General features: G+C 72.8%; 22 protein-coding genes. 13 read left to right on the top strand and 9 right to left on the bottom strand.

Annotated elements, in window-relative coordinates; translation table 11 throughout:
* Positions 1-243 precede the first annotated feature (243 nt).
* A complete protein-coding gene (locus ABZ192_RS09145) occupies positions 244-1,191 on the top strand; it encodes an EamA family transporter (protein ID WP_356923876.1) in 948 nt (315 codons plus the stop codon).
* 60 nt (positions 1,192-1,251) lie between these two features.
* Here the strand turns inward: ABZ192_RS09145 and ABZ192_RS09140 are convergent, their stop codons facing one another.
* Positions 1,252-1,935, bottom strand: coding sequence for a pyridoxamine 5'-phosphate oxidase family protein (locus tag ABZ192_RS09140; RefSeq protein ID WP_356923875.1), 684 nt, complete (start codon positions 1,933-1,935; stop codon positions 1,252-1,254).
* A gap of 35 nt (positions 1,936-1,970) precedes the next feature.
* Between ABZ192_RS09140 and ABZ192_RS09135 the strand changes: the two genes are divergently transcribed.
* Positions 1,971-3,302, top strand: coding sequence for an aminotransferase class I/II-fold pyridoxal phosphate-dependent enzyme (locus tag ABZ192_RS09135; protein ID WP_356923874.1), 1,332 nt, complete (start codon positions 1,971-1,973; stop codon positions 3,300-3,302).
* Positions 3,303-3,329: 27 nt separating this feature from the next.
* Here the strand turns inward: ABZ192_RS09135 and ABZ192_RS09130 are convergent, their stop codons facing one another.
* Positions 3,330-4,268: a DMT family transporter gene (locus ABZ192_RS09130; protein ID WP_356923873.1), complete on the bottom strand. Its 939-nt coding sequence runs from the start codon at positions 4,266-4,268 to the stop codon at positions 3,330-3,332.
* 75 nt (positions 4,269-4,343) lie between these two features.
* Between ABZ192_RS09130 and ABZ192_RS09125 the strand changes: the two genes are divergently transcribed.
* Complete coding sequence (locus tag ABZ192_RS09125; protein ID WP_356923872.1) at positions 4,344-5,246, top strand: LysR family transcriptional regulator; 903 nt, start codon at positions 4,344-4,346, stop codon at positions 5,244-5,246.
* 15 nt (positions 5,247-5,261) lie between these two features.
* Here ABZ192_RS09125 and ABZ192_RS09120 read toward each other — a convergent pair whose 3' ends face one another.
* Positions 5,262-5,732, bottom strand: coding sequence for a pyridoxamine 5'-phosphate oxidase family protein (locus ABZ192_RS09120; RefSeq protein ID WP_243381392.1), 471 nt, complete (start codon positions 5,730-5,732; stop codon positions 5,262-5,264).
* A 141-nt stretch (positions 5,733-5,873) separates the two neighbouring features.
* Between ABZ192_RS09120 and ABZ192_RS09115 the strand changes: the two genes are divergently transcribed.
* The gene (locus tag ABZ192_RS09115) at positions 5,874-6,524 is read left to right on the top strand and encodes a cysteine hydrolase (RefSeq protein ID WP_356923871.1); all 651 of its coding nucleotides are present in this window, start codon (positions 5,874-5,876) and stop codon (positions 6,522-6,524) included.
* Here the strand turns inward: ABZ192_RS09115 and ABZ192_RS09110 are convergent.
* Positions 6,511-6,972 carry a Rieske 2Fe-2S domain-containing protein gene (locus ABZ192_RS09110; protein ID WP_356923870.1) on the bottom strand — a complete coding sequence of 154 codons (462 nt, stop codon included), beginning with the start codon at positions 6,970-6,972 and terminating at the stop codon, positions 6,511-6,513. The genes ABZ192_RS09115 and ABZ192_RS09110 overlap by 14 nt on opposite strands.
* A 196-nt stretch (positions 6,973-7,168) precedes the next feature.
* Between ABZ192_RS09110 and ABZ192_RS09105 the strand changes: the two genes are divergently transcribed.
* Complete coding sequence (locus ABZ192_RS09105; RefSeq protein WP_356923869.1) at positions 7,169-7,924, top strand: HipA family kinase; 756 nt, start codon at positions 7,169-7,171, stop codon at positions 7,922-7,924.
* On the top strand, positions 7,921-8,334 hold the full coding sequence (locus ABZ192_RS09100; RefSeq protein WP_356923868.1) for a DUF3037 domain-containing protein: 414 nt from the start codon (positions 7,921-7,923) through the stop codon (positions 8,332-8,334). Before ABZ192_RS09105 ends, ABZ192_RS09100 begins: the two co-directional genes overlap by 4 nt.
* Positions 8,335-8,351: 17 nt before the next feature.
* Here the strand turns inward: ABZ192_RS09100 and ABZ192_RS09095 are convergent, their stop codons facing one another.
* Complete coding sequence (locus tag ABZ192_RS09095) at positions 8,352-8,786, bottom strand: excalibur calcium-binding protein (protein WP_356923867.1); 435 nt, start codon at positions 8,784-8,786, stop codon at positions 8,352-8,354.
* 231 nt (positions 8,787-9,017) lie between these two features.
* Here ABZ192_RS09095 and fabG point away from each other — a divergent pair, with 231 nt between their 5' ends.
* The 5 genes from fabG to ABZ192_RS09070 all read left to right on the top strand — a co-directional run bounded on the left by fabG (position 9,018) and on the right by ABZ192_RS09070 (position 13,756).
* A complete protein-coding gene (fabG, locus tag ABZ192_RS09090) occupies positions 9,018-9,779 on the top strand; it encodes a 3-oxoacyl-ACP reductase FabG (protein WP_020270157.1) in 762 nt (253 codons plus the stop codon).
* 21 nt (positions 9,780-9,800) lie between these two features.
* Positions 9,801-10,553: an SDR family oxidoreductase gene (locus ABZ192_RS09085; RefSeq protein WP_356923866.1), complete on the top strand. Its 753-nt coding sequence runs from the start codon at positions 9,801-9,803 to the stop codon at positions 10,551-10,553.
* Between the two features lie 204 nt (positions 10,554-10,757).
* Positions 10,758-12,344, top strand: a complete 1,587-nt coding sequence (locus ABZ192_RS09080) for an ABC transporter substrate-binding protein (RefSeq protein ID WP_356923865.1) — start codon at positions 10,758-10,760, stop codon at positions 12,342-12,344.
* 115 nt (positions 12,345-12,459) lie between these two features.
* Complete coding sequence (gene ung, locus ABZ192_RS09075; protein WP_356923864.1) at positions 12,460-13,143, top strand: uracil-DNA glycosylase; 684 nt, start codon at positions 12,460-12,462, stop codon at positions 13,141-13,143.
* Between the two features lie 97 nt (positions 13,144-13,240).
* Positions 13,241-13,756 (top strand): hypothetical protein, encoded by a 516-nt coding sequence (locus ABZ192_RS09070; RefSeq protein WP_356923863.1) that lies wholly within the window; start codon positions 13,241-13,243, stop codon positions 13,754-13,756.
* Positions 13,757-14,401: 645 nt separating this feature from the next.
* Here ABZ192_RS09070 and ABZ192_RS09065 read toward each other — a convergent pair.
* The 3 genes from ABZ192_RS09065 to ABZ192_RS09055 all read right to left on the bottom strand — a co-directional run bounded on the left by ABZ192_RS09065 (position 14,402) and on the right by ABZ192_RS09055 (position 16,199).
* Positions 14,402-14,917, bottom strand: coding sequence for a hypothetical protein (locus ABZ192_RS09065; protein ID WP_356923862.1), 516 nt, complete (start codon positions 14,915-14,917; stop codon positions 14,402-14,404).
* 135 nt (positions 14,918-15,052) lie between these two features.
* Entirely contained in the window at positions 15,053-15,565 is a 513-nt protein-coding gene (locus ABZ192_RS09060; RefSeq protein ID WP_356923861.1) for a DinB family protein, read from the bottom strand.
* 43 nt (positions 15,566-15,608) lie between these two features.
* Positions 15,609-16,199 carry a TetR/AcrR family transcriptional regulator gene (locus tag ABZ192_RS09055; RefSeq protein ID WP_356923860.1) on the bottom strand — a complete coding sequence of 197 codons (591 nt, stop codon included), beginning with the start codon at positions 16,197-16,199 and terminating at the stop codon, positions 15,609-15,611.
* A gap of 105 nt (positions 16,200-16,304) precedes the next feature.
* Here ABZ192_RS09055 and ABZ192_RS09050 point away from each other — a divergent pair, with 105 nt between their 5' ends.
* Positions 16,305-17,540: an FAD-dependent monooxygenase gene (locus tag ABZ192_RS09050; protein WP_356923859.1), complete on the top strand. Its 1,236-nt coding sequence runs from the start codon at positions 16,305-16,307 to the stop codon at positions 17,538-17,540.
* Positions 17,537-18,442, top strand: a complete 906-nt coding sequence (locus ABZ192_RS09045) for a Gfo/Idh/MocA family oxidoreductase (RefSeq protein ID WP_356923858.1) — start codon at positions 17,537-17,539, stop codon at positions 18,440-18,442. The genes ABZ192_RS09050 and ABZ192_RS09045 overlap by 4 nt, the downstream gene beginning before the upstream one ends.
* Here the strand turns inward: ABZ192_RS09045 and lnt are convergent.
* Complete coding sequence (gene lnt, locus ABZ192_RS09040) at positions 18,366-19,931, bottom strand: apolipoprotein N-acyltransferase (RefSeq protein ID WP_356923857.1); 1,566 nt, start codon at positions 19,929-19,931, stop codon at positions 18,366-18,368. The two genes, ABZ192_RS09045 and lnt, sit on opposite strands and share 77 nt — an antisense overlap.
* Positions 19,932-19,939: the final 8 nt, after the last annotated feature.

Genomic DNA, 19,939 nt, shown 5'->3' with positions numbered 1-19,939 from the left:
GCCGATCATGCCTTCGAACGCACTCGTTCTTCCGCCTCCGGCCGCCTGAGGCGGGCCCTCCGGAAACCGCGCCCGGCATGTCACCGCCGGGCCGAACGGTGCTGCCCGCAGACGAAGTCCGCGGTCCCCGCTGATCCGACGTGATCCGCTGATCCGACGTGATCCGGGGCCCTTCCCGAACTTCCGCGCACCAGCCGCCGCCGATCGAGCGCGGCGTGCCGTGCGCGTCTGCGGAGAGAACACGTGTCGAACACTTCCTCCGGCCTGCCCGTCGGGCGAGGCCTGCTCTATCTGATCGTCGCCGGTGCCGCCTGGGGCACCGCGGGCGCCGCCGCCTCACTGGTCTACCGGGCCAGCGACATGGGGCCCGTCGCCCTCTCCTTCTGGCGCTGCGCCGCCGGCCTCGTGCCGCTGCTCGCCGTCCGCCTGGTCCGGCCGCGCGCCCGGGCCGACGCACGCGGTCCGCTCGGCCGCCGGGCGCTGCGGACCGGGGTCACGGGAATCGGGCTCGCGGTGTTCCAGACGGCCTACTTCGCGGCCGTCTCCGCGACCGGCCTCGCCGTCGCCACGGTCGTCACCCTCGGCGCCGGGCCCGTGCTGATCGCGCTCGGCGCCCGGCTGATGCTCGCCGAGCGCCTCGGCCGGGGCGGAACCGCCGCCGTCGCGGGTGCCCTCGCCGGACTCGCGGTCCTCGTCCTCGGCGGCGGGGACGCGACCGTGCGCCCGTGGGGCGTGCTGCTCGCGCTGGTGTCGGCGGCCGGGTACAGCCTGATGACGCTGCTCACCCGCCGGTGGGGCCGCGACGGCGAGGCCGACGCCTCCCGGACGACCGTCGGGGCGTTCGCCGTCACGAGCCTGTGCCTGTTGCCGTTCGCCCTGGCCGAGGGGCTGCTGCCGCACACCGAGGAACCCGGCAGGGTCCTGGTCCTGCTGGCGTACGTCGCCGCCGTCCCCACGGCCCTCGCCTACGGCCTCTACTTCGCGGGCGCGGCCGTCGTACGGTCGGCCACCGTCTCCGTGATCATGCTGCTGGAGCCGGTGAGCGCGGCGGTGCTCGCCGTCGTCCTGCTCGGCGAGCACCTCACGGTGGCGACGCTGTCCGGCACCGTGCTGATGCTGGGCTCGGTCGTGGGGCTCGCGGTGGGGGAGGCGCGGGGTGCCAGGTCCAGGGAGCCGGTGATGCCGGTGTGACATCACCGGGCACTCGGGCACCGGCCCGACATCACCGGACTCTCGGGCACCGGCCCGGCATCACCGTGCCGTCAGGTAGTCGGGCAGTTCCGTGCCGGGGGCCAGGTCGGGGTTGGCGACCGGGGCGTCGTAGCCCTTGCGCAGCGGGACGACGCCGGCCCAGTGGGGCAGGGCGAGGTCCTCGGGTTCGTCGTTCGCGCCGCCGGTGCGGAGCTTGGCCGAGACCTGGTCCAGATCCAGGCGGATCACCGCCGTGGCGGCCAGCTCCTTCTTGTTGGCCGGCCGCGAGTCGGCGGAGCGGCCCGGTACGACGTGGTCGACCAGGGCGTCGAGGGCCTGCCGCTTCTCCTCCGGGTCCGTCACGTCATGGGCGACGCCGTGCACCACCACGGAGCGGTAGTTGATCGAGTGGTGGAAGGCCGAGCGGGCCAGGACCAGTCCGTCGACGTGCGTGACGGTCAGGCAGACCCGGAGGCCCGGGTCGGCCCGGCCGGCCTCCCGCAGCGGGCGCGAGCCCGTCGAGCCGTGCACATAGAGCCGCTCACCGACCCGGGCGTACAGCGTGGGCAGCACGACCGGCGCGCCGTCGCGGACGAAGCCCAGATGGCAGACGTAGGCCTCGTCGAGTATCGAGTGCACCAGGTCCTTGTCGTACGAGGCCCGGTCCGGCGAGCGTGTGGGGACGGTGCGGTCGGTCGGGGTGTAGGCGGCGGGCCGCGACGGCGTCTGTTCGGTCCCCTGCATGGCGCTCTCCATTGCACTAGTGCATAATTGGCTTTGTGCTAGGAGAGTATCGGATCAGTGGGCGTCGCGCAGCGGACATTTCCGCGAGCATCGAGCGGGCGGTGGGGAGCGGTGAGCTGTCACCGGGTCAACTGCTGCCACCCATGCGGGAGTTGGCGGAGCAGCTGGGGGTGAACCCGAACACGGTCGCGGCCGCGTACCGCACCCTGCGCGAGCGCGGGGTCATCGAGACCGCGGGCCGGCGCGGCAGCCGGGTGCGGCCCGCGCCGGCCACGACCGGGCGGGACCACATCAGGGTGGACGTCCCCGAGGGCGTGCGCGACGTGGCGAGCGGCAATCCGGATCCGTCCCTGCTGCCGCCGCTCGCCGGGGCGTTCGCGGCGGCGGCCGCCGAGGGCGACCGCGCGCCCGTGCTGTACGGTGCCGATCCGCTGGAGCCGGAGCTGGCCCGGCTCGCCCGCGCCGGTCTCGACGCCGACGGGGTGCCGGACGGGCCGCTCGCCGTGCTCTCCGGGGCACTCGACGGGGTCGAACGGGTGCTCGCGGCCCACCTCAAGCCCGGAGACGCCGTCGCCGTGGAAGACCCCGGCTGGGGCCGCACCCTCGACCTCGTGCCGGCGCTCGGGCTCAGGACCGTCCCCGTCGGGGTCGACGACGAAGGTCCCCGAGCCGACGACGTACGGCGGGCGCTTCAGGCCGGTGCGCGGGCGCTGATCGTCACGGACCGGGCGCAGAACCCGACCGGAGCCGCGGTGAGCGCCTCGCGCGCGCGTGCCCTGCGGTCCGTGCTCCGGGAGCACCCGGAGACCCTCCTCATCGAGGACGACCACGGCCACGGCATCGTCGACGTGCCGCTGCATCCCCTGGCCGGTGCCACCCGCCACTGGGCGTTCGTCCGCTCGGCCGCCAAGGCCTACGGACCCGATCTGCGCCTCGCCCTGCTCACCGGGGACGCCGTCACCGTCGACCGGGTCCGCGGCCGGCAGCGGCTCGGGCCGGGCTGGGCGAGCCGGCTGATGCAGCGGGCGCTGGCGCGGCTGTGGGCCGACGGGGCGGTGGACACGCGCGGGGTGGCGGCGGCGTACGGGGGGCGGCGGGACGCGCTGATCGGCGCGCTCGGCCGGCGCGGTGTCGTGGCGCACGGGCGCAGCGGTATGAACGTGTGGGTGCCCGTGCCGGACGAGACGGGCGCCGTCTCCCGGCTGCTGCACGCCGGCTGGGCCGTCTCCCCCGGCGCCCGCTTCCGGCTGAGCGCACCGCCCGGCATCCGGGTCACCGTCTCGACGCTCACCGAGAACGAGATCGAGCCGTTGGCCGACGCGATCGCCTCGGCCCTGGGCCCGGCTCCGGCACGGAGTTACGTCTGAGGCATCCCGGTCGGGCGGGGGAGTCCCTCACACCCGAGGCTTCGGCCGTACCTGTGTCAGGGCCGCGCCGATCAGGACGATCACCGCTCCGACCGGTGTCGACCAGGCGAGCGACTCACCGAGGAGGGCGACGCCCGCGGCCGTGGCGATGACCGGGATGAAGTACGTGACCATCTGGGCGGTCGTCGGTCCGACCTCGGCGACCAGGCCGTACTGGAGGAGGACGGCGAGGCCCGTGCCCAGTGCGCCCAGGGCGGCGATCGCCAGCAGCGGGCCGACGGACAGGCTGCTGGGCAGGGTGGTGAACAGCGGGGTGACGACGGCCAGTTGGACCGTCGCGAGCAGCAACTGCGCGCCCGTCATCGACAGGTGCGAGTGGCCGGTGCCGGCCAGGGTGCGGCGGACGTAGATCCAGCCGATCGGGTAGCTGAGGGAGGCCAGCAGGGCCAGCGCCGTGCCGGTGGCGTCCAGGCCGTGGAAGCCCTGCCACGCGCCCAGCACCGTGAGTACTCCCAGGAAGCCGAGCCCGAGCCCGGCGACCCGCACCCGGGTCGGGCGGTCCTCCGAGAGGGCGACCAGGGACAGCGCCATGCCCCACAGCGGCGAGGTCGCGTTGCAGATGCCCGCGAGCGTGGACGGGATGGTCAGCTCGGCGTAGGCGAACAGCGAGAACGGCAGGGCGTTGAGCAGGAACGCGGCGACCGTCAGATGCCCCCACGTGCGCGCCCCGCGCGGCAGTCGCTCCCGGCGCACCGCCATCGCGGCGGCCAGCACCGCCGTACCGAACACCAGCCGGCCGAGCGTCACCTGGAACGGCGCATACCCCTCGGTGCCCACCTTGATGAGGAGGAAGCTGAAGCCCCAGATCAGGGACAGGGCGGCGAAGCGCAGACGCCAGTCGAGGCGGCGACGGGGGCGGTCGCCCGAAGGGGTGGCGACCCGGCTGGGGGTGGTGACGGTGCTCATGGAACACACGATGCCGGGCCGGAACCTCGTAGCACAATCGAGATTTCGCGCCCGGCATTGCGTAGCATTGCTTACATGTTGAACCTGGAGCGCCTCCGCACCCTCGACGCCCTCGCCCGGCACGGCTCGGTCAGCGGCGCGGCCGAGGGACTGCACATCACGACCTCCGCCGTCTCCCAGCAGATGTCCAAGCTGGAGCGGGAGGTCGGCCAGCGGCTCCTCGCCAAGAACGGCCGGGGCGTGCGGCTCACCGACGCGGGCCGGCTGCTCGCCGAACACGCCGCGCGCATCCTCTCCCAGGTCGAACTCGCCCAGTCCGACCTGGAAGCGCAGCGCGGACAGGTCGTCGGCGAGCTGAGACTCTCGGCGTTCCCGACGGCCGCCCGCGGCCTGTTCCCCCTCGCGTTGCCCGCGCTGCGCGAGCGGCATCCCGCGCTCCGGTTGCGCTCCTGCGAACTGGAACCGGAGGCCGCCCTCGCCGGGGTCGTGCGCGGCGACCTCGACCTCGCCGTGGTGCTCGACTGGTACAACAAGCCGATGGCGCTGCCCGACGGCCTGGTCAAGGCGTCGATCATGGACGACCCCGCCGATGTCGCCCTGCCCGCGAACCACCGGCTCGCCGGGCGGGACGAGGTGGATCTCGCCGAGTTCGCCGACGACGAGTGGATCACCTGGGGCGAGGGGGAGTTCTGCCACGAGTGGCTGATGTTCACGCTCCGCTCGAAGGGCATCGAGCCGCTCGTCGGCCACCGCGCCGCCGAGACCCACACCCAGCTCGCGCTGGTCGCCGCCGGCCTCGGCGTGTGCGTCGCCCCGCTGCTCGGCCGCCGTCCCGTGCCCGACGGGGTCGTGACCGTCCCCGTCAGACAGCGGGTCCGGCGGCATGTGTACGTGGTCTGGCGCGCGGACGCCGACCGCCGTCCGTCGATCCGGGCCGCGGTCAAGGCCCTCCAGGCGGCGGGGGAGAGCCTCGGCTGAGCCCGGGCCGCAGCGCTACTGCGCCGAAAGCTTGCGAAAGTCCCAGGAGACGATCTTCTGCGGCGTCAGACGTATCCAGGCGTGCCGGCCGTCGTGCGGCATCTCCTCCAGGCGGAAGTTCTTCCTGGCGAACAGCGTCTCCGGGACGTCGAGTTCGGCGCGCAGCTCGCCGGTGCGCGGGATCTCGCCCACGAACTCGACGGTGCCCGACAGCTCGACGCCGCGCAGCTCGTCGTACTCCTCGCCGGTGTCGACCACGATCGCCACTCGCGGATCGCGCCGCAGGTCGGTCCAGCGTTTGCTGCGCACGACCGAGTACAGCCACATCGAGGTGCCGTCCCAGGCGAACCACAGCGTGCTCACATGCGGGGCGCCGTCGGCCGACACCGTGGCGACCCGGCAGGTGCGCTGCGTGGTGAGGAAATCGTCCAGCTCGCCAGGCGTCATCATGATCTTCCGGCCCCGGCGCTGCTGAGTGACGGTCATGCTCCCCCCTCTTTCCTTCTTCTCTCACGTCGTGTCAGAGGAGATCCTCTGACATCACGTCAGAAAAGAATGGGTTCTCTTCCCTCCGTGCGCAATGGTGGCTACGCTCGCGCGCCCAGTCGCCGGCGCCCGGGAGGGACCGTGCCCGCGTACGCAGAGCTCAGCGAACTCCTCGATCCGCGGACCACCGCGCTGCTCACCGTCGAGTGCCAGGAGGGCGTCGTCGGAGCGGACAGCGCGCTGCCCGAACTCGCCGAGCAGGCACGCGAGGGCGGGGCGCTCGCCAACGTCGCCCGGCTGGTGGCCGCCGCCCACGCGGGCGGTGTCCAGGTCGTCCACGCCATCGCCGAGCGCCGCCCCGACGGCCGCGGGGCCAGCCGCAACGCCCCGTTGTTCCGGGCCGTCCAACGTCTGCCCGTCCAGCAGGTGTCCGGCACGCCGGCGGTGCGGGTCGCGGCCCCGATCGAGGTCGCCGAGGAGGACCTCGTCGTACGGCGCCTGCACGGGCTGTCGCCCCTCCAGGGCACCGATGCCGACCCGCTGCTGCGCAACCTCGGCTGCCGCACGCTGATCGTCACCGGGGTCTCGGCCAACGTGGCCGTTCCCAATGCCGTGTTCGACGCCGTGAACCGCGGCTACACCGCCGTCGTCCCGGCGGACGCCATCGCCGGAGTGCCGTCCGACTACACCCGCGCGGTGATCCGCCACACCCTCGCATGGGTTGCCACGGTCGCGACCACGGACGAGGTGCTGACGTGTCTGGAGCGCCCGCGGAGGCTCAAGCGAGGGTGATGGAGTCGCCGTTCACGCTGATCTGCTTGGCCGCCAGCGGTTCGACCGCAGGCCCCTTCTTCACGCTCCCGTCGAGCACGGAGAACCGACTGCCGTGGCAGGTGCAGGAGATGATGTCGTCCTTGAGGTCCACCATCGGACAGTCGCGGTGGGTGCAGACGGTCGAGAAAGCCTTGTAGTCGCCCGCCGTCGGCTGCGAGACCACGACCTTCTCGTCCTTGAAGATCTTGCCGCTGCCCTCGGGGATCTCGGAGGTCTTGGCGAGCGCCGCACCACCGGCTCCCTCGTTCGTCGCGCCGCCGCCGGCGCCCTGTTCGGTGGACGAATCGGACGCCTTGTCCTCCGATCCGCACGCCGTCAGCGCCACGGTGAGCCCTGCCGCGCCCGCCGCCGCCACGATCGTACGGCGGCTCGGTCCCGACTTCGGCTGAACTGATTCGCTGGTCATGCTGACGTTCCTTCCGGGGATTCGTGATCTGCCGAGAGGTACGGTCCCTGGGGACCGGCTGTTCAGACGGTGCCGAAATCCTGACCTGTGCGCGGAGCGGTGTGGGTAAAGCGGGGCTGTCAGTTCGCTGTCGGGTTCCGAGCCGCCCCAGCGAGGCCGGCGCCCGCAGGCCCGTGTGCGTCAGTAACCTGGGGCGATGCTCAAGGAAGTGATCGCGACCCGTTTCATCACGCCCCTGCGTGAGGGCGGTTCGCTGCCGGGACTCGTCGAGGCCGACGACTTCGGGACGTACGTCCTGAAGTTCACCGGCGCGGGACAGGGACGCAAGACGCTCGTCGCCGAGGTGGTCTGCGGGGAACTCGCCCGCCGGCTGGGGCTGCGCGTGCCGCGCCTGGTCACGGTCGAGCTCGACGCGGAGCTGGGGCTCGGCGAACCCGACCAGGAGGTGCAGAGTCTGCTCCGGTCCAGCGGCGGCACCAACCTCGGCATGGACTTCCTCTCCGGCGCGCTCGGCTTCGACCCGCTCGCCTTCCCGGTCGGTCCCGGGGAGGCCGGGCGGATCGTCTGGTTCGACGCGCTGGTCAACAACGTCGACCGGTCATGGCGCAACCCCAACCTGCTGATGTGGCGGGGCGAGCTGTGGCTCGTCGACCACGGGGCGACCATGATCTGGCACCACAACTGGCCCGGCGCGCAGGCCTCCGCGGCCCGCCCGTACGACGCCTCCGACCACACCCTCGCGCCCTTCGCGCCCGATGTCGCCGCCGCGGCGGCCGAGTTGGCGCCCCGGGTCACCGAGGAGCTGCTCGCCGACGTCACCGCGCAGATCCCGGACGCCTGGCTGACGGGCGAGCCCGGCTTCGACACGCCGGACGACCTGAGACGGGCCTACGCACGGCCGTTGCTCGCACGGGCCGCCGTCATCCACGACCGCATCCAGGGGATCAAGTGAGCGACCGCCACATCATCAAGGGCGGGCCGCGCGACCGCCAGATCTACGAGTACGCCGTCCTGCGCGTCGTCCCGCGCGTCGAGCGCGGCGAGTGCATCAACGCCGGGGTGCTCGTCTACTGCCGTGCCGAGTCGTACGTCGGCGCCCGCACCCATCTCGACGAGGCCCGCCTGCTGGCCCTCGACCCCCGCGCCGACGTGGCCGGGGTCCGAGCCGCCCTGAGGGCCGTGGAGGGAGTGTGCGCGGGCGGGACAGCGGCCGGGCAGGCGGCCTCCGACGACCCGGGCCGCCGCTTCCGCTGGCTCGTCGCCCCGCGCTCCACGATCGTCCAGCCCGGCCCCGTCCACACCGGCCTGACCACGGACCCGGCGGCGGAGACCGACCGTTTGCTGGACCTGCTGGTGAGATGACCTACGCGCCGCGGCCGTCAGCGCCGGCGGCGCTTCACCGCGTAGCCGGCGGCGACGGCGGCAGACGCCGCGAAGGCCAGGCCGACGGCGACGTCCCAGTCGCTCGGCCCCGAAGCCACCGCACCCCCGAGCCCGCCTCGCACGCCTCGCGTCGGGGCACCGGTGGGAGTGGCGGTGACGGGAGCGGAGGGGCTGACGGAGACACTGGGGGAGGTCGTCGGGGAGATGACGCCACGGCGGGCCAAGGCCTCACACGCGATGCCGTCGTCCGGGCCCTGGTCCTCGTCGAGCCTGTTGGGATCACTCGGATCCGCGTCGAAGACGGCCTGCGCGTCCTCCTGGAAGGAGAAGTCGCGGCAGTCCAGGTCCTGCCGGGCGTGAGCGGGGCCGGCCAACGGCGCGATCGCGGCGATCGCGAACAGCGTGCCTATGGCACCGGTACGACGGAGCATGGAGTACCTCCCTCTCGGACCCCGAGTGACTCGCGCTCCGACGCTAGGCGCGCAGCGACACCGCGGCGCGCGGCCGTAGGCCGATCGGGTGTTCCGCGGGGCGCCGCCGGGCAGGGTGGGTCCCGGTAATGGATCACACCGCGAGCGTGCCCGTTGACACCGGGTGCCAGGGCTTCTAGCGTCACACCCACGGAAGGTACTAAGCGGTCGCTCACCTGAGGAGAAGCAGCCATGTCCACCACTGAGCAGCGGGTCGCCGTCGTCACCGGTGCCGCGCGCGGGATCGGCGCCGCCACCGCCGTACGACTGGCCGCCGAGGGCCGCGCGGTCGCCGTGCTCGACCTCGACGAGGCGGCCTGCAAGGACACCGTCGAGAAGATCACCGCCGCCGGCGGCAAGGCCATCGCGGTCGGCTGCGACGTCTCGGACGAGGCGCAGGTCGAGGCGGCCGTCGCGCGGATCGCCGAGGAGCTCGGCGCGCCGACGATCCTGGTCAACAACGCGGGCGTGCTGCGCGACAACCTGCTGTTCAAGATGAGCGTCTCCGACTGGGACACCGTCATGAACGTGCACCTGCGCGGCGCCTTCCTGATGTCCAAGGCCTGCCAGAAGCACATGGTGGACGCGGGCTTCGGCCGGATCGTCAACCTGTCGTCGTCCTCGGCGCTGGGCAACCGCGGGCAGGTCAACTACTCGGCGGCCAAGGCGGGCCTCCAGGGCTTCACCAAGACCCTCGCCAAGGAGCTCGGCAAGTTCGGCGTCACCGCCAACTCCGTCGCCCCCGGCTTCATCGCCACCGAGATGACCAAGGCCACCGCCGACCGCGTCGGCATGGGCTTCGAGGACTTCAAGGCCGCCGCCGCCACCCAGATCCCGGTGGCGCGCGTCGGTGAGCCGGAGGACATCGCCAACGCCATCGCCTTCTTCACGGGCGAGGCGGCCGGGTTTGTCTCCGGCCAGGTCCTGTACGTGGCCGGCGGACCGCTCGACTAGGGATCACAGGAGCTCACGGACATGACTGAACTCTCCGGCAAGGTCGCGCTCGTCACGGGCGCCAGCCGCGGCATCGGTTACGGCGTCGCCGAGGCCTTCGTCGCGCGCGGCGACCGCGTGTGCATCACCGGCCGCACCGAGGACGCCCTCAAGGAGGCCGTCGAGAAGCTCGGCTCCGACCGCGTGGTCTACGCGGTGGGCAAGGCGCACGACGAGGCCCACCAGGCCGCCGCCGTCGAGCGCACGATGGAGGCCTTCGGCCGCGTCGACTACCTGGTCAACAACGCCGGCACAAACCCGGTGTTCGGCCCGATCGCCGACCTGGACCTGAATGTCGCCCGCAAGGTCTTCGAGACCAACGTCGTCTCGGCGCTGGGCTTCGCCCAGAGGACCTGGCACGCCTGGCAGAAGGACAACGGCGGCGCGATCGTCAACATCGCCTCCGTCGCCGGTCTCTCGCCCTCGCCGTTCATCGGCGCGTACGGCGTCAGCAAGGCGGCGATGATCAACCTGACCGTGCAGCTCGCGCACGAGTTCGCGCCCAAGGTCCGGGTCAACGCGATCGCCCCGGCCGTCGTGAAGACCAAGTTCGCCACGGCCCTGTACGAGGGCCGGGAGGAGGAGGCCGCGGCCGCCTACCCGCTCGGCCGGCTCGGCGTGCCCTCCGACATCGGCGGCGCGGCGGCGTTCCTCACCTCCGAGCAGTCCGACTGGGTCACCGGCCAGACGCTCGTCGTGGACGGCGGCATCTTCCTCAACGCCGGCACGGGCTGACTCACGCAGGCGCGTACGCGGCTCGGCACGGGCGTCCCTTTCGCGCAGGGGGCGCCCGTACGGGCGTAAAGGCACGGCAAACGGCGATGACAACGTAGTCAAAGGTTTATCGATCAAGGAGTCATGTCCCGGGGGCGGGTCAGCGGGCGCGGCACTGCGGTATGGTCTGCCGACCCTTGGTATGGCAGATCGAGGAGCGTGCGCGTGTTCAACCGGAACCGATGCCTGCGGCGGGTGGCGGCCATCGCGTCCATATCGTCCCTGGTCGCCGGATGCGGCGTGCTGTCGTCCGACACTCCGGAGGACGAAGGGCCGATCGTCGTGGGCACCACCAGTGCCCCCAGCACGCTCGACCCTGCCGCCTCGTGGGACAGCTCCTGGGAGCTGTTCCGCAACATCTACCAGACGCTCCTGAGCTATCCGACCGGCGCGAGCGAGCCCCAGCCGGACGCCGCCGAGAGCTGCGGCTTCAGCGACTCCTCGAACCAGGTGTACCGCTGCGAGCTGCGCGAAGGCCTGAAGTTCTCCAACGGCGACGCGCTCGACGCCCGGGCCGTGAAGTACTCGTTCGACCGGATCCGCAAGATCAACGTCAACGGCGGCCCCGCCGGTCTGCTCGGCAGCCTGGAGCGGGTCCAGGCGCCGAACGAGCGCGAGGTGATCTTCCACCTCAACAAGCCCGACGCGACCTTCCCGTTCGTGCTGGCCACCCCCGCCATGTCGATCGTCTCCCCGGAGGCCTACCCGGAGGACTCCCTGCGCAAGGGCAGCGACGTCGTCGGCTCCGGGCCGTACGCCCTCGACTCCTACGACGAGGGCAAGGAGGCCGTCCTCGTCCGCAACGACGCCTACAAGGGCTACGCGGAGCGCCGGAACGACGCGGTGACCATCCGCTACTTCCAGGACTCCGGCGCCATGGTCAAGGCCCTGCGGGACGAGCAGATCGACGTGACCTACCGCGGTCTGGCCGCCGGCGACGTCGTCGATCTCCAGAGCAAGACCTCCAACGAGAAGGAGATCCAGCTCGTCGAGGGCACCGGTACCGACATCAACTACCTGGTGTTCAACCCGAAGGACTCCTGGGCCAACCGCAAGGCCGTGCGCCAGGCCATCGCGCAGGTCGTCGACCGGGCGGCGATCGCCCACAAGGTCTACAAGGACACCGTGGACCCGCTGTACTCCATGGTCCCCAAGGGCCTCACCGGTCACACGACGGGCTTCTTCGACGACTACGGCGACCCGGACGTCGCCAAGGCCCGCAAGATCCTCACCGGCGCGGGCATCAACCGGCGGGTCCCGCTCACCTTCTGGTACACGAGCGACCGCTACGGCTCCGAGACCGCCGCCGAGTTCAAGGAACTGGAGCGCCAGCTCGAGGACTCCGGCCTGTTCGAGATCACCCTCAAGAGCCGCCCCTGGAAGACGTACGTCGAGGGCTACCAGAAGGGCGAGTACCCGGTGTTCGGGCGTGGCTGGTTCCCCGACTTCCCGGACGCCGAGAACTTCATCGCGCCGTTCGTCGGCGAGCAGAACGCCCTCGGCACGCCCTACCCGGCGCCCGAGATCACCGGCGACCTGCTGCCCCGGTCGCGCCGCGAGAGCGACCGCGCGAACGTGGAGAAGGAGTTCGAGGAGGCCCAGCGGATCCTCGTGGACGACGCGCGGCTGCTGCCGCTGTGGCAGGGCCGGCAGTACGTGGCGGCCAGCCGGGACGTCTCGGGCGCGGAGCGGGCCATGGACCCGTCGACGATCATGATGATGTGGGAGCTGTACCGCAAGACGGCCTGGTAGGCGGGGCAAGACCGCCTGACGGGCGGGTCGGGCAGCGGGCTTTCCCGGTGCGTTGTCAGTGGTCGCCGGTAGGTTCTGTGGCCTGGAAGTGACCGCACATCGTGAGGACGTTGACGTGACCGACATCGCCATGCTGCCCGAGTCCTGGCGCGGGGTTCTGGGTGACGAGCTGCAGCAGCCCTACTTCAAGGAGCTGACGGAGTTCGTCGAGGAGGAGCGGGCGAAGGGCCCCGTCTATCCGCCGCGCGAGGAGGTCTTCGCCGCGCTGGACGCCACGCCCTACGAGCGGGTCAAGGTCCTGGTCCTCGGTCAGGACCCATACCACGGCGAGGGGCAGGGGCACGGGCTGTGCTTCTCGGTCCGGCCCGGTGTGCGGATCCCGCCGTCCCTGCGGAACATCTACAAGGAGATGCACGAGGAGCTGGGCACGCCGATCCCGGACAACGGCTACCTGATGCCGTGGGCCGAGCAGGGCGTCCTGCTGCTCAACGCGGTGCTCACGGTCCGCGGCGGCGAGGCCAACTCGCACAAGGGCCGGGGCTGGGAGAGGTTCACCGACGCGGTCATCCGCGCGGTCGCCGGCCGGCCCGACCCGGCGGTGTTCGTGCTGTGGGGGAACTACGCGCAGAAGAAACTCCCGCTGATCGACGAGTCGCGCCATGTGGTGGTCAAGGGCGCGCATCCGTCCCCGTTGTCGGCGAAGAAGTTCTTCGGCTCGCGTCCGTTCACGCAGATCAACGCGGCGGTGGCGGCGCAGGGGCATGAGCCGATCGACTGGACGATTCCGAACCTGGGCTGACGGCTGACGCCCCGGCGGCGTACGGAGCGGCCTCAGCCGGATCCTCCCGGCCTGCGGTTAGCGTCGGGAGGAACAGCGGGCGAGCGGTGCGGAGGGCGTGGTCGTGGAGCGACAGGGACAGGCGGCGCCCGATGCCGTGCCGACGCGGATCGGACAGGTCGTCATGCTGCACCACGCCGGGGACCGGGAGGAGGCCCGGCAGCGGTTCCTGGACCTGTGGGCGGAGATCGGGGAGCAAGGCGACCCGCTGCACCGCTGCACCCTCGCCCACTACCTGGCCGACACGCAGGACGATCCCGCCGACGAACTGGCCTGGGACCTGCGCGCGTTGACGGCGGCGGAGGAGATCACCTACGCCGGGGCCCCCTCGGGGGAGGGGGCACTCGCGGTCCGCGCCTTTTACCCCTCCCTACACCTCAACCTGGCCGCCGACTACGACAGACTCGGCCACCGCGACGCCGCCCGCGCACACCTGCGCCGGGCCCGGGGAGCGGCCAGGGCCCTCACCGACGACCCCTACGGCGAGGGCGTCCGAGCGGCCATCAGCCGACTGGAGTCCCGGCTGGGCGAGGACGGCGGGGGGATGTGGTCCCCGCCGAGGCAGCGGCCGTAGCGCCCGGAGTGGGCCTTCCGGGCATCGGGCGTGGCGCCGGGAGCGGGTGCTGAGTCTCTCGGGGCAAAGGTTGTGGCGCCGACCGGGGGCCGGCCGTTTCGGGGCAGTGGCTGTGGCGCCGGCAGGGGGCCGTGGCCCTTCCGGGCAGTGGTTGTGGCACCGGGAGGGGGACTGTGGGCGTTTCGGGGCAGTGGCCGCGGCGCCGGGAGGGGGAGCCGTGGCCTTTCCGGGCAGTGGTTGTGGCGCCGGGAGGGGACCGTGGCCTTTTCCCGACGTGATCGACCGGCAGAGGTGGGCCTCGGCCTCGACGCCCGGCGCGGTCAGTGCCTTGTCCGCTGTGCCCGCCGTGGCGCCAGGGGAGGGACCGGGAGCGTCCCGGGCAACGACCGTGGCGTCATCTGCGGTTCGGGGGTCGCTCGGGGCACGGCCCGGCGCCGGTGGCGAGTCCGGGGCTGTTCCGGGTGGTGGCCGTGGCGCCCGGAGCCCGGCGAGGCGGGTTGGCCCCCGAGGCGGGCCGTAGGGCGGGAACGGAGCAGGGCCCGCGTGGCGGGCGCCGGGTGCGGGGACCGCGTGGTCGGCAGGCACGGCCGGGGCGGCGGGTTGCGGCTGCCCCGGGCCGCCCCAAAGGGCCCGCCCCGGGCGTGGTTAACGACCGTACGTGTCGCGGCAGATGGTCGCCTCCGGGCTGTCCGCCCGCCAGCCTCCATAGCGTCTGCCCAGTGCGCACACGTCCGTGTTGTCCGGGACGCTCTCCCGGACGTCCCGGCGTACCGACTCCGGGACCTCGGGCAGGCCGGTGTGCGGGTGCCGTGGGCCGCGCGGGGCCGGGTCGGGGCGTTCCGGGCGGGCGGGGCGCGGGCGGACGTCGCGGGGACCGGGCGGCTGCCGCCGCTGCTGCGGCGCGGCGGCCGGGGGCGTGGTCGGACGCGACGGGGACGCGGCCGGCTCCGGACGGCGGGACTCCTCGATGAGCTGCAGGGCCTCGCGGGCCGGTGCCTGCACGATCTGGGTCTCCGTCCGCCCCTCCGGCTGCGGCGCCGACGGCCGGGACGGGGCTGCCGGCGGCCCGGGAACGGGGGCATGCGGGACCGTCGTACAGCCGGTGAGGGCCGAGACAGCCACGGTCACCAGGAGCGTCGCTGTGGTCGTCGTTCGATGCACCCGCGTCACTCTGGTGCGTCCGGCCCGCGGCAGGGCAGCGGACGGGCGGAGGATGCCCCGCACGGGTGATCTCGCTCCCCGTACGGAGGCGGTCGGCCCGTCCGGGGTGACGTCGTCGGCCGGTCCTGGCCGGTGTCAGTCGCCGGTCGAGCCGTCGATGCGCTCGCGGATCAGGTCGGCATGGCCGTTGTGCCGCGCGTACTCCTCGATCATGTGGGTGTAGAGCCACCGCAGGTTGAACCGCTCGCCGCTGCGGCGGTGCTTGCCCTCGGAGATGTCGTCCAGGCCGAAGCGGGCGGCGTTGCGGCGGGCGGTCTCGATCTCGGCCTGCCAGGCGGCGTGGGCCTCCGCGTAGGTGTCCGCCTCGGTCAGGTGGAACTCGCCGTCCAGGTCCTCGTCGCTGAAGTAGAGGGGAGCCACGTCCTCGTTCGTCAGCACCCGGCGGAACCAGCTCCGTTCCACGTCCGTCATGTGCCGCACCAGCCCCAGCAGCGACAGGTCGGAGGGCTCCACGGCGGGGGACCTGAGCTGCTCGTCGGTCAGGCCCTCGCACTTCCACGCGAGGGTCTGCCGGTGGAACTCCAGCCAGCCCTCCAGCATGGTGCGTTCGTCGGCGGTCGTGGCAGGCATACGGCGTTCGGTCGTCATGCCCGCATCCTTTCCCAACGCCCCCTGCCGCACCACGGCTTTTTCAGGCCCCCAGCATCCCGTCCAGCAGCTCCCGCAGCCCGGCCCGCACCTCCTCCAGGCTCGGCACCTCGGCACCGAACGACCCCGCCACGCAACTGAACATCAGCCCGTCCGCCCACGAGATCAGGGACAGCGTGTGCCGGGCCGGGTCCGTCGAGCCCATCCCGGTGACGAGGGCGGCCAGCTGCTCACGGAAGCGGACGCCCGTCGCGTCGAAGTACGCCCGCAGCTCCGGGCGGCGCGTGGCCTCCAGGGCCAGTTCGTAGCGGGCGAGGGTGAGTTCGCGGTTGCGGGTCAGGGCGCGGTGGGTGGCCAGGGCCAGCGCGTCCGCCAGGGCCCCGGCCCCGGCCCGGGGGTCCGGCATCTCGTGCAGTGCCAGTACCCGCGCCTCGCGGTCGGCCAGGCGCCGCACCGCCAGTTCCAGCAGGGCCTGCCGAGTGCGCGCGAGGTTCGACGTGGAGCCCTGGGGGAGCCCGGCCGCCTCGTCGACCGCCCGGTGCGTGAGGCCCCGCATCCCGCGCTCGGCGAGCAGGGCGAGGGCGGTGTCGGCGACGAGGTCGGAGCGGGAGGGGCCGGCGGTGCGTACGGACATGGAGCTCACGCTACCCGCCTCACTACACCCGTAGTAAGCTCGACGGTGAACTACAGATGTAGTCACCAGGCCGGGCAGACCCGGCCGCCGGTTGGAGGAGGAGCCATGACACAGGCGAGGCGGGCTGTCGTGATCGGCGGCGGCATCGGAGGCCTGACCGCGGCGGCCGCACTGCACCGGCGCGACTGGCAGGTCACCGTGCTGGAACGCGCCCGTTCACTGGAGCCGGTCGGCGCCGCCATCTCTCTCGCTCCCAACTCCCTGCGCGCGCTGGACGTCATCGGCCTCGGCGACGAGATCCGTGACCTCGCCGCCTGGGCAGGGGACGGCGGGCTGCGCACACCGTCCGGCCGGTGGCTCTCGCGCTCCTCCGCCGACGCCGCCGCCGAGCGCTTCGGCGGCCCGCTCGTGCTGCTGCACCGCGCCACCCTGGTCGAGCGCCTGACCGCACTGCTCCCACCGGACGCGGTCCGCACGGACGCCGCCGCGACCCTCGTCGCCAGCGGCGACACCGACCGGCCCGCCCGCGTCACCACCGCAGGCGGCGAGCTGGAGGCCGACCTGGTGGTGGGCGCCGACGGCGTCCGGTCGGCCGTACGCGGCGCGCTCTTCCCCGGCCACCCGGGGCCCGTCTACTCCGGATTCACCACCTGGCGGGTCGTGATCCCCGTGCCCGGCGTCGAGTTCGCCTCGCACGAGACCTGGGGCAGGGGCCGCATCTGGGGCACGCACCCGCTCAAGGACGGCCGCGTCTACGCCTACGCCGCCGCCGTGACACCCGCCGGAGGACGCGCGCCCGACGACGAGAAGGCCGAGCTGCTGCGCCGCTTCGGCGACTGGCACGACCCGATCCCCGCCGTGCTCGCCGCCGCCCGCCCCGAGGACGTCCTGCGGCACGACGTCCACCACATCGCCGAGCCCCTGCAGGCCTACCACCACGGCAGGGTGGCCCTGGTCGGCGACGCGGCGCACGCCATGCCCCCGACCCTCGGCCAGGGCGGCAACCAGGCCATCGAGGACGCGATCGTCCTCGCGCACCACTGCGGCGACCTCCCCGACTACACCGCCGCCCGGCTGCCCCGTACGACCGCCGTCGCACGCCAGGCCGTGCGGGTCGCCCGCCTCAACCTCATGACCGGCCGCCTCGGGACGGTCGTACGCGACACGGCCCTGGCCGCGCTGTCGAAGGCCGGGCCTGCCCTGTTCCTGCGAAGCTTCGACGGCATCGCCGACTGGCGGCCGCCTGGGGGCACCGCCCGCTCGAGCGAAGCCGAGAGTGGGGGACGCCGTATGCTCCCAGCAGACCCCGGCAGGCAACCGCTAGAGGAGAACACCCCGTGAAGGTCGGCTGCATCGGACTCGGTGACATCGCGCAGAAGGCCTACCTTCCGGTCCTCGCCTTCCAGCCCGGGTTGGAGCTGCACCTGCAGACCCGCACGCCCGCCACGCTCGACCGGGTCGCCGACGGCCTCCACGTCCCGCGCGAGCGGCGGCACACCACCCTCGACTCCCTCCTCGCGGCCGGCCTCGACGCCGCCTTCGTGCACGCCCCCACGATCGTGCACCCGGAGATCGTGACCCGGCTGCTGGAGGCGGGCGTGCCGACGTACGTCGACAAGCCGCTCGCCTACGAACTCGACGCGTCCGCGCGGCTGGTGGCGCTCGCCGAGGAGCGGGACACGAGCCTCGCCGTGGGCTTCAACCGGCGTCACGCCCCCGGCTACACGCAGTGCGCCGACCATCCGCGCGAGCTGATCCTGATGCAGAAGAACCGCATCGGGCTCCCGGAGGAGCCGCGCACGATGATCCTGGACGACTTCATCCACGTCGTCGACACCCTGCGGTTCCTGGTGCCCGGCGAGGTCGACGACCTCACCGTGCGCGCCCGCGTCCAGGACGGCCTGCTGCACCACGTCGTGCTCCAGCTCGCCGGGGACGGCTTCACCGCGCTCGGCGTGATGAACCGGCTCAGCGGTTCGGCCGAGGAGATCCTCGAGGTGTCCGGGCAGGACACCAAGCGTCAGGTGATCAACCTCGCCGAGGTCGTCGACCACAAGGGGCAGCCGACCGTGCGGCGGCGCGGCGACTGGGTGCCGGTGGCCCGGCAGCGCGGCATCGAGCAGGCGGTGCTGGCGTTCCTGGACGCCGTGCGGGCGGGCAAGGTGCTCAGCGCCCGGGACGCGCTGGAGACTCACGAACTGTGCGAGCGGGTGGTACGGGCGGTTCAGGAGCGGGCCGCCTGAGCCGCAGCGTCCGTACGCCCTCGCCGGCGGCCCACGCGGCCAGGATCAGCATGGCCGCGTGCACGGTCCAGTCACCGAAGCGCACATAGGGCGTGGTGCCATGGGCGAGGGGCACGTCGTAGACCTGCGTGGCGGACGCGTCCGTCCCCAGCCACGAGCCCACGCGCTGCCCGCTCGGGCCGTAGACGGCGGAGACACCCGTCAGCGTCGCGTGCACCATCGGGCGGCCGGTCTCGGCGGCCCGCAGCGCGGCGAGCGAGGCGTGCTGCTCGGGCGCCCAGCTCTGCTGGAACGTCGACGTCGACGACTGGCCGATCAGCACGTCGACGCCCTCCCGCGTGAGGTGGCGGGTCATGTCGGGAAAGGCCGTCTCGAAGCACACCATCGGGCCGACGCGCAGGCTGTCCCCCACGTTCATCACGACCGGCTGGGAGCCGCGCATGCGGTCCTCGCCCGCCGCCTTGCCGACGGAGGTGGCCCAGCCGAGCAGGGAGCGGGCCGGGACGTACTCGCCGAAGGGGACGAGCCGCATCTTGTCGTAGCGCTCGCCGGTGAGGCCGTCGGGCCCGACCAGGACGGAGCTCTTGTAGATGCCGGGCTTGTCGGAGCGCCGGGCGTCCACGTTGACCAGGATGCCGGCGTCGGTCGCGCGGGACAGGTCCGCGAGCCGCCGGGCGAGGTCGGGCCGGTCCCCGAGGTCGAAGCCGACGCTGCTCTCGCCCCACACGATCAGGTCGACGTCCTGTCCGGCGAGCCGGCGGGTGAGCTGTTCCTCGCGGGCGAGCCGGTGGCTCGGACCGTCGATGACGCCGGGCTGGACGACGGCGATCCTGACCTGGCCGTCGACGTCGGGGCGGGGCGAGAGGGACCAGGCGGCGGAGGTGGCGGCGGCCGTGGCGACGAGCCCGGCCACGGCGGGCAGGCGGGCCTGACGGACGGCGACGAGGACGGCGACCGCGACGTTGACGGCCACGAGCAGGAAGCTGAGCAGCCACACCCCGCCGACCGAGGCCAGCCGCAGCGCCGGCTCGACCTGCCACTGACTGGAGCCGAGCATGCCCCAGGGGCCGCCGAGGCCCTGCCAGGAGCGGACCAGCTCGACGGCCAGCCAGCCGGACGGCAGGACGACGAGCGCGGCCGCGATCCGCCGCCGCGAGGGCACGCCGGCCAGCAGCCGGTGCACGAGCCACCCCCACAGGGCCCACAGGGCTCCGAGCAGCGCGGCGAGGACGAACGTGAACACGTGCAGGAAGGGCAGCAGCCAGTGGTGCATGGCCAGCATGAAGCCGAACCCGCCGCACCAGCCGTCGTACGCCGCGCGTTTGCCGGTCGGCGCGGTGCGCATCAGCAGGATCCAGGGGACCAGGGCGACGTAGGCGCACCACCACAAGGAGGGGGCGGGATAGGCGAGTACGGGAAGGGCGCCCGCGATCACGGCGGCGACCGAGCGCCGCCACGGGGAGGCGAGCCAGTGGCCGAGCGTCTTCATAGGCGCCT

The sequence above is a fragment of the Streptomyces sp. NPDC006235 genome (assembly GCF_040613735.1).
Taxonomy (GTDB): domain Bacteria; phylum Actinomycetota; class Actinomycetes; order Streptomycetales; family Streptomycetaceae; genus Streptomyces.
The sequence above is the reverse complement of the archived record's forward strand: the minus strand, read 5'-3'. Positions and strand labels throughout refer to the sequence as shown.

Bases quoted from the DNA above. Each gene is read 5' to 3' on its own strand.
- ABZ192_RS09140 (WP_356923875.1), bottom strand. From the start codon at position 1,935: ATGCAGGGGACCGAACAGACGCCGTCGCGGCCCGCCGCCTACACCCCG.
- ABZ192_RS09130 (WP_356923873.1), bottom strand. From the start codon at position 4,268: ATGAGCACCGTCACCACCCCCAGCCGGGTCGCCACCCCTTCGGGCGAC.
- ABZ192_RS09125 (WP_356923872.1), top strand. From the start codon at position 4,344: ATGTTGAACCTGGAGCGCCTCCGCACCCTCGACGCCCTCGCCCGGCAC.
- ABZ192_RS09120 (WP_243381392.1), bottom strand. From the start codon at position 5,732: ATGACCGTCACTCAGCAGCGCCGGGGCCGGAAGATCATGATGACGCCT.
- ABZ192_RS09110 (WP_356923870.1), bottom strand. From the start codon at position 6,972: ATGACCAGCGAATCAGTTCAGCCGAAGTCGGGACCGAGCCGCCGTACG.
- ABZ192_RS09105 (WP_356923869.1), top strand. From the start codon at position 7,169: ATGCTCAAGGAAGTGATCGCGACCCGTTTCATCACGCCCCTGCGTGAG.
- ABZ192_RS09095 (WP_356923867.1), bottom strand. From the start codon at position 8,786: ATGCTCCGTCGTACCGGTGCCATAGGCACGCTGTTCGCGATCGCCGCG.
- fabG (WP_020270157.1), top strand. From the start codon at position 9,018: ATGTCCACCACTGAGCAGCGGGTCGCCGTCGTCACCGGTGCCGCGCGC.
- ABZ192_RS09085 (WP_356923866.1), top strand. From the start codon at position 9,801: ATGACTGAACTCTCCGGCAAGGTCGCGCTCGTCACGGGCGCCAGCCGC.
- ABZ192_RS09060 (WP_356923861.1), bottom strand. From the start codon at position 15,565: ATGACGACCGAACGCCGTATGCCTGCCACGACCGCCGACGAACGCACC.
- ABZ192_RS09055 (WP_356923860.1), bottom strand. From the start codon at position 16,199: ATGTCCGTACGCACCGCCGGCCCCTCCCGCTCCGACCTCGTCGCCGAC.
- ABZ192_RS09050 (WP_356923859.1), top strand. From the start codon at position 16,305: ATGACACAGGCGAGGCGGGCTGTCGTGATCGGCGGCGGCATCGGAGGC.
- lnt (WP_356923857.1), bottom strand. From the start codon at position 19,931: ATGAAGACGCTCGGCCACTGGCTCGCCTCCCCGTGGCGGCGCTCGGTC.